Raw genomic sequence first — 13,227 nt, forward strand, 5'->3', positions numbered from 1 at the left:
TTATAGTAATGGAGCTCCAGTCATAATTTCAGCATTAGCAAACTCTTCGAATTGAGTAAAGTTTTCTTTGAACTTGTGTGCCAATTCAATTGCTTTCTGGTCATATAGTTCTTGGTTTTCCCATGTGTTTCTAGGGTCTAATATTTCACTTGGAACATTTGGACAGGTTTGTGGTATTGCCATTCCAAACACTTTGTGGTTCTCATATGCTACATCGTTTAACTGACCTTCTAGTGCAGCGGTAATCATAGCACGCGTGTATTTCAATTTCATTCGGCTTCCTACTCCGTAAGGACCACCTGTCCAACCCGTATTGATAAGCCAAACTTTTACATTAGCATCTTTCATTTTTTTACTCAACATTTCAGCATATCGTGTTGGGTGTAATGGCATAAATGGAGCGCCAAAACAAGTAGAAAAATTAGGTTGAGGTTCCGTAATTCCTGCTTCTGTTCCTGCTACTTTTGCAGTATACCCTGATATGAAATAATAGGCCGCTTGTCCAGGAGTTAATCTGGAAATTGGAGGCAGAATTCCATAGGCATCAGCGGTTAAAAAGAAAATGTTTTTTGGGTTTTTACCAATTGAACCTGGTTGAATGTTGTCAATATGATAAATTGGGTAGCTTACTCGTGTGTTTTCTGTTATTGTAATGTCTTCGAAATCAACTTCGTTTGTTCCTGGTTTGATCCCTACGTTTTCTAAAATAGATCCTTTTTTAATGGCTTTAAAGATATCCGGTTCATTTTCTTCCGAAAGATTGATAACTTTTGCGTAGCAACCTCCTTCAAAATTGAAAACGGTATTTTCATTAGTCCATCCATGTTCGTCATCACCAATTAATTTACGGTTGGGATCTGCAGACAAAGTTGTTTTTCCAGTTCCTGATAACCCGAAGAAAATTGCTGTATCACCTTCTTTTCCTACATTGGCACTACAGTGCATAGGCAAAGTATTTTTGAAAACAGGTAAAATAAAGTTCAAAGCAGAAAAAATTCCTTTTTTCATCTCTCCAGTGTAACCGGTACCACCTATCAATACTACTTTTCTGGTAAAATCAAGAATGGCGAAGTTGCTTTGACGTGTTCCATCCACAGCAGGATCTGCCATAAAACTTGGTACACAAAGTAGCGTCCATTCAGGAGTAAAATCTGCTAATTCCTGAATTTCAGGTCTCAAAAACATATTGTAGCAAAATAAGTTTGCCCAAGCCGTTTCAGTAATTACTCTTACATTTAATCTGTAATTTGGATCTGAGCATACATAGGAATCCCTAACGAAAATTTCTTTATTAGATAAATGCGCTGTAACTTTATTATACAATGCTTCAAAAGCTTCTGGTGCAAATGGAATATTGACTTTTCCCCACCAAACTTCATTTTCAGTCAGACTATCTTTTACTATAAATCTATCTTTTGGGGAACGCCCGGTGTATTCTCCTGTATTAACAGCTAATGATTTAGTCGAAACCTCAATTCCTTGCCCTGATTTTATAGTTATTTCGTGTAATTCATCAGGAGTTAACTGGTAATTAATCGTTGTATTTTCAATTCCTAGTTCTTTTAACGAAATCGATTGCGTAGAAAGCGTTTTATTGTCCATATAATTGTTGTTGTGTGGGTTTTTTCTAGAGTGCAAAAATAGAAATTTAATTCTAGATAGCCTTTGATTCTCTTAAATTTGTGACTGTTTATTATTTATGTTTATAAATAAAACCACCCAAGCCACTATTAATAGCAATCCTCCGATTGGTGTTACAAATCCGATTACTTTAAAATCAAAAGCGGTAAGGTCATTGGTCGCTAATAAATAAATGGAACCTGAAAACAAAAGAATGCCAAAAAGCACCAAAAAATAGATTGTTTTTTTTGCTTTAAGAGATATATTTTTCATTAGACCAATAAACAATAAAAAGAGTGCATGGTACATTTGGTACCGTACACCGGTTTCAAAAGTGGAAAGTTGTTCGATAGACAGTACTTTTTTTAGGGCATGTGCGCCAAAAGCACCAAGAATTATTGCAATCATTCCTAAAATAGCTCCTGTTGAAAGTATCTTTTTGTCCATGTTGATTTTATTTTATTACAAAAGTATCTCATCCGTGCTTAAATTGAAAATGTTTTCTGGGTTACTTTTTCTGTCTATTGATGAATTGTAGATTAAATTTTACGAACCCGCATAAAATATTTTACTTCTATTTGTTATAAATACAACATTTTTGTATGTTTGTGTTATAAATATATAAAAATGAGAACAATTTTAATCATTGGGGCAGGAAGATCAGCTTCATCTTTGATTCAGTATCTTTTAAATAAATCTGAAAAAGAGAATTTGCATCTTGTTATTGGTGATTTGTCTTTGGCTTTAGCCCAAAAAAAGACAAACAATCACCCCAATGCAACGGCAATTGCCTTAGATATTTTTGATGAAGATCAAAGAAAAAAAGCGGTGCAAATTGCTGATATTGTCATCTCAATGTTGCCGGCTCATTTGCACATTCAGGTGGCCAAAGATTGTATTATTTATAAAAAACACTTAGTTACCGCTTCTTACGTGAGTGATGCGATGCAGGAATTGGACGCTGCCGCAAAGGAAAATAATCTGATTTTCATGAATGAAATTGGACTTGATCCTGGCATTGATCACATGAGTGCCATGAAAGTGATTGATGCGATTAAGGAAAAAGGCGGTGAGATGATTTTATTCGAATCCTTTTGCGGCGGACTTGTAGCTCCGGAATCCGATACGAATCTTTGGAATTATAAATTTACCTGGGCACCGCGCAATGTAGTTCTTGCTGGTCAGGGTGGCGCTGCTAAGTTTATTCAGGAAGGAACCTATAAATACATTCCGTACTGTAATTTGTTTCGCAGAACCGAGTTTTTGCAAGTGGAAGGATATGGTCGATTCGAAGGCTATTCGAATCGGGATTCGTTGAAATACCGCAGTGTGTATGGTTTAGATAATGTACTTACGTTATACAGAGGAACGATTCGGAGAGTGGGTTTTTCTAAAGCTTGGAATATGTTTGTGCAATTAGGAATGACGGATGACAGTTACGTTATGGAGGATTCAGAGAACATGAGTTACAGAGAATTTGTGAATTCTTTCCTGCCATATCATCCCACGGATTCTGTAGAAATCAAGACGCGTTTGATTCTGAAAATTGACCAAGATGATATCATGTGGGACAAATTATTGGAACTCGATTTGTTCAATCCAAACAAGAAAGTAGGTTTGAAAAATGCCACGCCGGCTCAAATTCTGGAAAAAATATTGACAGATAGTTGGACGCTTCAGCAAGATGATAAAGATATGATTGTCATGTATCACAAATTTGGATACGAAATACATGGCAAAAAAGAACAAATAGATTCCAAAATGGTTTGCATTGGCGACGATCAAACCTATACAGCCATGGCAAAAACAGTGGGTTTACCCGTTGCAATGGCGACCTTATTAATCTTGAATGGCAGAATCACGACTCCGGGAGTGCAATTGCCTATTCGTAAAGAAGTTTATGAGCCTATTTTGAAAGAATTAGAAGAATACGGTGTTGTTTTCAAGGAACAATCCATGCCGTATTTAGGATACAATCCGGATAAAGAGTTTAGTTAGTAGTTTTTTTTAGATTTTTAGTTTGATAAATCCGCTCCTCTTGAAGCGGATTTGTTTTTTATTATGCTTTACCAGATTGAACGGTAATAGGCAAACTATATTCTGTTCTAACAGGTTTGTTGTTGATTTTTGCAGGAATCCATTTTGGACATGTTTTTAATACACGAATCGCTTCTGCTCCAATTCCATAACCCATGTCTCTAATAATTTTAATGTTAGAAAGTGTTCCGTCCATTTCAACTATAAATTTTAAATAAACTCTTCCATTCACGTTATTTTTTGACGCTTCTTCAGGTATTTTGAAATTTTTACCCACAAATTGATAAAATTTCTCTATTCCACCTGGGTATTTAGGTTGTGGATTATAATAAATGCTTGATGTTTTGTTTTTTTGTACATCTCTTGTGATTACTGGTTTTGCAACGGGACCTTCTTTTATTGTTTCCTCTATTACTTTAAAAGAAAATTTTTTATCTTTATTCTTTATATGTTTTTCGAAATAAGGGTTGCTAAATAGTAGGTAATGATTTAAATCAGTTTCAATAGCTTTTCCATTGAAAGTAGGATTGTAGTATCTTGAATAACGTACAATATAATTGGCATTGTATTTTTTTAAATCGATATTGTTTATTTTTTTGCCATCTAATATACCTGAAAATTTACTATCATTTGTCCAGCCTTCAAATTCTTTTTCCGTTGGACTTTTCTTTTTGATTGGTGCTGGAGCATTTCCAATGTACAATCTCTTTTCACTTGAAGTAAGGTCTTCATATTTTTTATCGATTAAAACTTTTTTACGGTTGTCTTTCACAATTAATCGAACATCTTCGTAATAGGTATCTCTTCTTTTATCTTCAGATAGTGAAGACACATCTTTATTATTTGCGGGTTGTGCAACTGTTTGGACACATAAAAATATTATTAGTCCAGTAAATAACGGTATCAAAATAATTTTCTTCGCAAATGATTTTGAATTTGATGTGGTTTTTGTCATCATAAGTAATCGTTTTTTAGTTATTAAATAATTCAAATTACTGGCCAAGTAAAAAGTTTGGTTCTCGTTCGCTTTCGATAGCAATAAAGATTGATAAAACGGAACATTGTTATAGGAGTTCACTACTTTCTCATCGGCAAGAAATTCGTGGTTGAGTTGTATGGCTTTTTTGTAAAAAATAAAAATAGGGTTGAACCAGAAAAGGGTTTTCAATATTTCGATGAATAAAATATCTAAAGTGTGTTTTTGGGTTACATGCGTAAGTTCGTGAGTGTATAATTCAGCTTCAATTTGACGGTTGATGTATTCCGTCTCGTTGATGAAAATCGTATTCAGGAAAGTGTGTGGCAATGTTTTTTCGGGAACCAAAATCAATTTGGCATTCTTATATTCAATTGGTGTATTCGACTTCATTTTAGACGAAATCTTGATGATATTGCTGATAAAACGTACCGCCAAAACGAGTGTTACTAAAGCATACAAACTCCATAATCCTATTGCCAGATAGTTAGTTTCCTCTATGATTACTGCGCTTCCTTGCAGTATCTGGATATTTCCCGGATTGACTGTAGGTTGTGCTATTTCCTGAATCACTTCAATAGTTATGAATGGAATTACCAGTGAAAAAACAAGGCTGAATAACAAGTAAAACCTGTTAAATACATGTATTTTTTCTTTTTCTAGAAACAAATAATACACTGCCAGTAGCACGAATAAAGTAATTGTCGATTTGATTAGAAAGTCGGTCATTTTTTCTTTTTTAAAATTTCACTATCGATTATTTTCTTGAGTTCTTCCAATTCCGTTTGAGACAAATTCGTTTCTTTAGTAAAGAAAGAGGCAAATTGAGATGCCGAATTGTTGAAGAAATTGCTAATCAATCCATTGACGTGTTTCGAGAAATAGTCGGTTTTCTTGACCAAAGGATAATATTCCCGAGAGTTCCCAAATTCATTGTAGGCTACAAATTGCTTGTCAATCATTCTTTTTAATAAAGTAGCAATGGTTGTGGTTGCGGGTTTTGGTTTTGGGTAGGCTTCAAGCAAGTCTTTCATGAAGGCTTTCTCGAGTTTCCAAAGGTGCTCCATTACTTGTTCTTCGGCGTTCGTGAGTTGTTGCATGTTTGTTTAATTTCTATTTCGGAAAATGATTCCCCGTTATTGTATTTCTTTATCGTTATTAGTTTTCCATCTTCATTAAAGAAGTTCCAGTCTCCAAAATAAAACCAATGCGCGTACTTGTCGCTCGTTTCCATTTTTGTTTTTCCTTTGGACTTTATTTTTCCATTTTCATGATAAAAAGTAGTGCTGCAAATGTTGTCTTTGTATTTTTCTCTTTTAATGATTTTGCCATTTAAGTAATAATTCCATTTTTTTATGGGATCACCTTTTCGGTATTTTCCAATTGATTTATAGTGGGAACTATCCTGTGCGTATTGTTCAATCCAAAGTCCTTCTCTACGTTTATTTTTCATTTGATTGGTCTTGCAACCAAATAACAAAAATACCAAGCCGATTACAATTACAGTTTGTCGCATAAAATGATTTTGTTCTACGAAAATAGAGTTTGCTCTACAAATGTAGAATAAAAATTAAAATAAACAAGTTTTAAAGAAAAAAATATTATGGTAGTCAGCGGTTTGCGTTAAGGATGGAAGTGGAAATCCTTTTTATTTTTTTGTTTCAAAAAATAAAAAGATTGAGAACGGACAGCCTGACCCGCTATTTTCAGCGGGAAACGCCCAAAAAAAATCCGCCCTGTGTAGAGCGGATTTAGTATTTGATGAAAGGAATTTATTTTGATAACTCCACAAAATATTTGTAAAACAACGGAATGGTTTCAATTCCTTTTAGGTAATTGAAGATCCCGAAGTGTTCGTTTGGCGAGTGAATGGCATCGCTGTCCAGACCAAATCCCATTAGAATAGTCTTGCTTTTCAGTTCTTTTTCGAATAGCGCTACGATGGGAATACTTCCTCCGGAACGCACCGGAATTGCGGGAACGCCAAAGGTTTCAGTATACGCCATGTTTGCGGCTTTGTAGCCAATGCTGTCTATTGGGGTTACGTAACCCTGTCCGCCATGATGCGGTTTTACCTTTACGGTAACGCCGGCAGGAGCAAGGCTTGTGAAGTGTTTGGTAAACAATTCGGTGATTTGTTCCCAATCTTGATTTGGTACTAAACGCATCGAGATTTTAGCGAAAGCTTTACTCGCAATAACTGTTTTGGCCCCTTCTCCGGTGTAACCACCCCAGATTCCGTTGACATCCAGCGTAGGACGAATGGAATTTCTTTCATTCGTTACATAGCCGCTTTCGCCATAAACGTCATTAAGGTCTAATGCTTTTTTATAGTTTTCTAAATTGAATGGCGCTTTTGCCATTTCAGCTCTTTCTTCCAGCGATAATTCTACTACATTATCATAGAAACCGGGAATGGTAATGTGATTGTTTTCGTCATGAAGCGAAGCGATCATTTTAGATAACACATTGATAGGATTGGCTACTGCTCCACCGTATAGTCCAGAGTGTAAATCACGGTTTGGTCCCGTAACTTCTACTTCTACATAGCTTAAGCCACGCAAACCAGTTGTAATTGACGGTTGCTGATTAGAAATCATTCCGGTATCCGAAATTAAAATCACATCATTCTTTAATTTTTCCTGATTGCGTTCGACAAACCAACTCAAACTTTTGGAACCAATTTCCTCTTCGCCTTCAATCATGAATTTCACGTTGCAAGGCAAAGTATTGGATTGAACCATATATTCTAATGCTTTTACGTGCATGTACATTTGGCCTTTGTCATCACAAGATCCACGGGCAAAAATGGCGCCTTCGGGATGAATTTCGGTTTTCTTGATTACGGGTTCAAAGGGTGGAGAAGTCCATAATTCGATTGGATCTGGTGGTTGCACATCATAATGTCCGTAGACTAAAACAGTTGGCAATGATTTGTCTATAATTTTTTCACCATAGACGATTGGATAACCCGGAGTATCACAAATTTCAACAAAATCACATCCTGCTTTTTCTAAACTGGCTTTTACGGCATCTGCAGTTTCAAAAACATCGTGCGAATAAGCAGTGTCGGCACTTACGGATGGGATTTTTAATAATTCGATTAACTCATTGATAAAGCGGTCTTTGTGTTCTTGAACGTATCCTTTAATATTTTCCATTATTTGAATTTTGTTTATATTTCAAAAGTACAAAAAAGAGTATGAATATTTTTTATCAAAATTGTTTTGAAAATTGGAAGTTAAGTGTATCTTTGCACCCACAATTGCGCGGATATGGTGAAATTGGTAGACATGCCAGACTTAGGATCTGGTGCCGCAAGGCGTGTAGGTTCGAGTCCTATTATCCGCACTTTAAAAACCCTTTAATCGTTATTCTAACGTTTAAAGGGTTTTTTATTTTCGTATTTTTACCATTAATTTCCTGAAAATTTAGCTGTAAATTGACCCTTTTTAAAATTGTTTTCTATTTTTATTACTTTCTTTTTAGTTAGTAATGATGTAGTTAAATGCATTTTAGAATTTGGAATTTGTTTTATGACAAAATGAATTAAATATTATTTTGACTTCAGATGTATTTTGTTTTTTAAATTGTATAAAAGTATTATTGAAAGAAAAAAATTACTTATTTTGAACTTGTGTCTGTTTAAAAGCTACTAGATGTAAAATATATATAAATTTTATTAAAAATCAGTATTATTTTTTATAAATTTAACACTTGAACGGTGAAAAATAACATTTAGTCGATATTTTAAATTAATTAAACAGGTGGTCTATGGTTGCATATTTACATAATCAATTGAGAAGTTTTATTTCACCATTTCTTGTTTCAAAATTTAGTAAGGAATACAATGAGACTGAAGTGCTGATGAAAAAGTCGATAGAAACAAGTATTTCTACTATCTTGATAGGATTGAATAATAAGTTTGATGATAAAAATCTTTATGATGAACTTATGGAATATATTTCTAATTCTGAGTTTTATATCGATGTTAAATTTGAAGCTACAAAAACTTTAATTATAAATAGTTCCTTCAATAAAGAAGGTTGTAAACCACTAAATTTAATTTTTTCAAATAAAAAAGACAGGATTTCAGAAATGATTTCAAACGAAATTGGTGTAAAAAGCGAAACAGCTTCTGCTATACTAAATTTTTCAGCAATGTTTGTTTTTTCATATTTTAAAAGTCAAAATCAGAATTTTAAAAGCCTTCAGTTGCTTATAAATGACCAAAAAAGAATGATTTTGAGCACTGTGCCGGAAGGAATCCGACTTCTTCTTGGAGTTTCCACTTTTGAAATTATAGAGGAAAAAAGCGAATCAAGTTTTACGTCAAATATTTTTAGTTTTTTTCTAGGGTAAAAATGTTGTTGCTTAATTTCTTTATCTCTAGTTTCTTTAATAGTGAGCCAACAACATAAAAAAAGCTTCTCAATTTGAGAAGCTTTTTTTTTACCTATACCTGAAAATTATTTGTTTTCAATCCAAGCATTAATTTTCTTTTCCAATAATGCTAATGGCATTACTCCGGATTCCAATACTTTTTCATGGAATTTTTTAATATCAAATTTAGTTCCCATTTTAGTTTCCGCTTTTTTGCGTAGCTCCATGATTTTTAACTGACCAATTTTATACGATAAAGCTTGTCCTGGAATCGCCATATAACGCTCAATTTCAGGAATAATGCTCGCTTCACTTTCAGCTTCGTTTGCTAACGAATATTTAATCGCTTGCTCTCTGGTCCAACCTTTGGAATGTAATCCGGTGTCAACAACTAATCGAACTGCTCGGTGCATTTCATTGCCCAGCATTCCAAAATACTGATACGGATCTTGATACAATCCAAGTTCTTTTCCTAAGCTTTCCGTGTACAAAGCCCAACCTTCGCCGTAAGCACCAAACCAGTTGAATTTTCTGAAATCAGGTAGATTTTCGTTTTCTTGTTGCAAAGAGATTTGAAAGTGATGTCCCGGAATCGCTTCATGCAAAAACAAATCTTCATCGCCATACATGTTATAATTCGCTACATCAGGAATTGGAACATAGAAAATACCGGGACGCGTGCCGTCAGCAGTTCCTTGATTGTACTCGGCACTGGCTGTTTTCTCTCTAAAAGCTTCCGTTCGTCTGATTTCAAATTTCGTTTTGGGTTGCAATGCGAATAATTTATCTACATTTGGTTTGATGCGTGTATAAATACTTTGAAAATTAGCAATCACTTCTTCTGGTTTAGTGAAAGGTTTTAATTCTTTTTTGTTTCGAACTTCCTCAAAGAATTCTAATAATGTGCCTTTGAAACCGACTTGGTTTTTTACCTTTTCCATTTCGGCATTCAATCGCGCTACTTCTTTTAATCCCAATTCATGAATTTGCTCGGGAGTCATTTCGGTAGTAGTCCATTGTTTTACATAAGTGGCATATAGCTCTTTTCCAAAAGGTAAACTTCCTATTCCACTGGTTGCTCTGGAAGCAGGAAGATATTCTTTATTCAGGAAATCAGCCATTTTCTTGTATTGCGGAATCAGTTTGGTATTGATTGTCGCTGTGTATTTTGCTGTTAAATCTTCTTTTATGCTGTCAGGGAAAGAGGCTGGCATTAGTTTTATTGCCGAGTAAAATAGATTGTCTTCTATATTTGGCGTAGCCATTTCTGCAAATTGTGGAATTAGTTTTACCGTTAACGATTTTGGTAACACAACACCTTTTGCAATTCCTTTTTTCATGTAGACCATAGCTGAATCAATCCAAACAGCATATTTGTCCATTCTTTTTAGGAAATTTGTATAGTCTTTTTCTGTTTTAAAAGGTTGTGCTCCGGTTCCGCCTGCAAATTGCCCCATAGTCAGATGTGTTCCCCAAAATTGATGAACAGAAAGCAAATTTGTAGGTTGTTTTAATAAGTCTTTACCAATCTCAACTTCCCATTTGATGATTTCGTAACTGTTTTTTTCTTCTTCTGATAAATCTTCGACAGTGATATTTTGCAGTGCAGATTGGTATTTGTCAAAGAAAGCTGCTTGCGATTTTCTGAAACTGTCTGTCATTTCAAACTGCAGCTGATCGTTGTATTGATTTTGACCACTTTGAGTCGCATCCAATGGACTCATGGCATTTTTGTCGTCAAAATAGTTTTTCGTCAGACTGCTGAAGTCTTGTTTCTTATCTTCAGATTTACAGTTAACCAGCAATAAAGAAGTGGTTACGAAAAGTAAAAGAGTGGTTATTTTTCTCATAATGTATATTTGGTAATAGATTGAGCTAATTTATTGATTTTTTTTGAATTTCAAATGTAAGAATAGTTTTTGGTTTGAGAAAAGACCTTCTCTTTTTCATAAAATTTAGTTAAGGCGCCGTTGTAGTTCTTATTTTAAATAGATTTCGGCTAAATTTACTATTCTAATTAATCACACCTAAATGAGAAAAAAATCCTTTTTCATTTTGTTAGTCATTGGGAATATGCTAACAATTGAAGCACAAGAGAAAAAAGAAAACACGACTATGAATCCATTTTTTCAAGCTTACGACACGCCGTTTAATGTGCCGCCTTTCGACAAAATTAAAAATGAACATTTTAAACCCGCTATTTTAGAGGGAATCAGTAAACATCAAGCGGAGATTAATGCTATTGCAAATAATACGCAGCCTGCCACTTTCGAAAATACGATTCTTGCCATGGAAAATGCAGGGGAATTATTGTCGAATGTTAATACGGTTTTTTCTAATTTGAATTCGGCGAATACCAATAAAGAGATTCAAAACATTGCCAAAGAAATGGCACCAAATCTTTCCGCGCATAGAGATAATATTTATTTGAATGAGAAATTATTCGCAAAAGTAAAAACGCTTTGGGACAAAAAAGAGACGTTGGGTCTGAATTTAGAACAAGCTAAAATTTTAGACAATGCTTATAAAGATTTTGTTCGAAGTGGAGCCAATTTATCAAATGCTGATAAAGAAATATTGCGTAAAATAAACGGAGATCTTTCGCTAACCAGTTTAAAATACGGTCAGAATATTTTGGCGGAGACCAATTCATACGAGTTGGTTATTGATAATAAAAAAGATTTAGCCGGATTGCCACAAGGATTAATTGACGCTGCCGCTGTTGATGCTAAAGCAAAAGGGAAAGAAGGAAAATGGGTTTTTACACTTTCTAATTCCAGTGTGATGCCGTTTTTGCAATACAGTTCCAATCGAGAATTGCGTAAGCAGATTTGGAATGCGTACCAAACGAGAGGGAATCAAGATAATGAATTTGATAATAAGAAGAATGCAGTAGCATTAGCAAATCTTCGTGGACAAAAAGCGAGATTGTTAGGATTTAAATCGCATTCCAATTATGTTTTGGAGGAATCAATGGCTAAAACACCGGAAAATGTGAACAAGCTGTTGAATGATTTGTGGAAACCAGCTTTGGAAATAGCCAAAACAGAAGCCGCCGATATTCAGAAAATGATGGCTAAAGATGGAATTAAAGGCGCGGTACAACCGTATGACTGGAGATATTACACGGAGAAAATCAGAAAAGAACGTTTTGATCTTGACGAAGAAGAATTGAAACCATATTTCAGTTTAGATAATGTTAGAAAAGGTGTTTTTCAAGTAACCGAAAAATTATACGGAATACAATTCAAAGAGTTATCTAATGTTCCAAAATATCACGAAGATGCGACCGTGTGGGAGATTTTAGAAAAAGATGGATCGCATATTGGGGTTCTATACATGGATTTTCATCCGCGTGAATCGAAACGTGGCGGCGCTTGGATGACCTCATACAGAAGTCAGAAAACGGTGGATGGCAAACGTGTTGCTCCGGTAGTTTCTATCGTATGTAATTTCACGAAACCTTCAGCAAATGCGCCAGCACTTTTGACTTTTGACGAAGTGACGACTTTCTTCCATGAATTTGGACATTCTTTACACGGATTATTGTCGAATGTGACGTATAAAAGTTTAGCAGGAACAAGCGTTCCAAGAGATTTCGTGGAACTTCCTTCTCAAATTATGGAGAATTGGGCGGCTGAAACAGAAGTTTTAAAAATGTACGCGAAGCATTATAAAACTGGCGAAGTGATTCCGGAAACGCTAGTGAATAAATTGAAGAAAGCAGGTACTTTCGACCAAGGTTTTACCACAACAGAATATCTTGCTGCGTCTTTATTGGATTTAGAATACCATTCTCAAACCAAAGATATTACTGTTGATGCAAATGCTTTCGAAAAAGCAGCAATGACAAAAATTGGTTTAATTTCTTCTATTATTCCAAGATACCGCAGCACATATTTTAGCCATATATTCTCAGGAGGTTATTCTTCTGGATATTACAGTTACATATGGTCAGGTGTTTTAGATACGGATGCTTTTGAAGCGTTCAAAACAACTACTTTGTTCAATCCTGAAAAAGCAAAATTATTCCGTGAGAATGTTTTGGAAAAAGGAGGAACCGAGGACCCTATGGTTTTGTACAAACGTTTCCGTGGTGCCGAGCCAAGTATCGAACCGCTGTTGAGAAAACGTGGTCTGGACAAAAAAGCAGAACCACTTAAAAAAATTAAAGGATAACTGTAATTTTCTTTTAAAGCAAAAACCCTACG

General features: G+C 34.8%; 10 protein-coding genes and 1 tRNA gene. 4 read left to right on the forward strand and 7 right to left on the reverse strand.

Features of this window, described 5'->3' with window-relative positions; genetic code table 11:
* Window positions 1-1,602 carry a phosphoenolpyruvate carboxykinase (ATP) gene (gene pckA / locus BMX64_RS13185; protein WP_091172926.1) on the reverse strand — a complete coding sequence of 534 codons (1,602 nt, stop codon included), beginning with the start codon at window positions 1,600-1,602 and terminating at the stop codon, window positions 1-3.
* Between the two features lie 72 nt (window positions 1,603-1,674).
* Entirely contained in the window at window positions 1,675-2,067 is a 393-nt protein-coding gene (locus BMX64_RS13190) for a DUF423 domain-containing protein (RefSeq protein ID WP_091172929.1), read from the reverse strand.
* A 180-nt stretch (window positions 2,068-2,247) separates the two neighbouring features.
* Between BMX64_RS13190 and BMX64_RS13195 the strand changes: the two genes are divergently transcribed.
* Window positions 2,248-3,618, forward strand: coding sequence for a saccharopine dehydrogenase family protein (locus BMX64_RS13195; RefSeq protein ID WP_091172933.1), 1,371 nt, complete (start codon window positions 2,248-2,250; stop codon window positions 3,616-3,618).
* 61 nt (window positions 3,619-3,679) lie between these two features.
* Here the strand turns inward: BMX64_RS13195 and BMX64_RS15870 are convergent, their stop codons facing one another.
* The 4 genes from BMX64_RS15870 to BMX64_RS13215 all read right to left on the reverse strand — a co-directional run bounded on the left by BMX64_RS15870 (window position 3,680) and on the right by BMX64_RS13215 (window position 7,794).
* On the reverse strand, window positions 3,680-5,362 hold the full coding sequence (locus tag BMX64_RS15870; protein ID WP_091172936.1) for a M56 family metallopeptidase: 1,683 nt from the start codon (window positions 5,360-5,362) through the stop codon (window positions 3,680-3,682).
* A complete protein-coding gene (locus tag BMX64_RS13205; protein WP_091172939.1) occupies window positions 5,359-5,733 on the reverse strand; it encodes a BlaI/MecI/CopY family transcriptional regulator in 375 nt (124 codons plus the stop codon). Before BMX64_RS13205 ends, BMX64_RS15870 begins: the two co-directional genes overlap by 4 nt.
* Entirely contained in the window at window positions 5,700-6,086 is a 387-nt protein-coding gene (locus BMX64_RS13210) for a toxin-antitoxin system YwqK family antitoxin (RefSeq protein WP_244273302.1), read from the reverse strand. Before BMX64_RS13210 ends, BMX64_RS13205 begins: the two co-directional genes overlap by 34 nt.
* 319 nt (window positions 6,087-6,405) lie before the next feature.
* On the reverse strand, window positions 6,406-7,794 hold the full coding sequence (locus tag BMX64_RS13215) for a dipeptidase (RefSeq protein ID WP_091172947.1): 1,389 nt from the start codon (window positions 7,792-7,794) through the stop codon (window positions 6,406-6,408).
* A gap of 108 nt (window positions 7,795-7,902) precedes the next feature.
* On the opposite strand from BMX64_RS13215, the gene BMX64_RS13220 reads away from it, so the two are divergent.
* Both BMX64_RS13220 and BMX64_RS13225 read left to right on the forward strand, forming a co-directional pair.
* A tRNA-Leu gene (locus BMX64_RS13220) sits at window positions 7,903-7,984 on the forward strand.
* 423 nt (window positions 7,985-8,407) lie between these two features.
* On the forward strand, window positions 8,408-8,995 hold the full coding sequence (locus BMX64_RS13225; protein ID WP_091172950.1) for a DUF937 domain-containing protein: 588 nt from the start codon (window positions 8,408-8,410) through the stop codon (window positions 8,993-8,995).
* Window positions 8,996-9,102: 107 nt separating this feature from the next.
* Here BMX64_RS13225 and BMX64_RS13230 read toward each other — a convergent pair whose 3' ends face one another.
* The gene (locus BMX64_RS13230; protein ID WP_091172954.1) at window positions 9,103-10,866 is read right to left on the reverse strand and encodes a DUF885 domain-containing protein; all 1,764 of its coding nucleotides are present in this window, start codon (window positions 10,864-10,866) and stop codon (window positions 9,103-9,105) included.
* 181 nt (window positions 10,867-11,047) lie between these two features.
* Between BMX64_RS13230 and BMX64_RS13235 the strand changes: the two genes are divergently transcribed.
* Window positions 11,048-13,195, forward strand: a complete 2,148-nt coding sequence (locus BMX64_RS13235; RefSeq protein WP_091172958.1) for a M3 family metallopeptidase — start codon at window positions 11,048-11,050, stop codon at window positions 13,193-13,195.
* Window positions 13,196-13,227: the final 32 nt, after the last annotated feature.

Origin of the sequence: Flavobacterium sinopsychrotolerans (assembly GCF_900110375.1) — a bacterium.
GTDB lineage: Bacteria > Bacteroidota > Bacteroidia > Flavobacteriales > Flavobacteriaceae > Flavobacterium > Flavobacterium sinopsychrotolerans.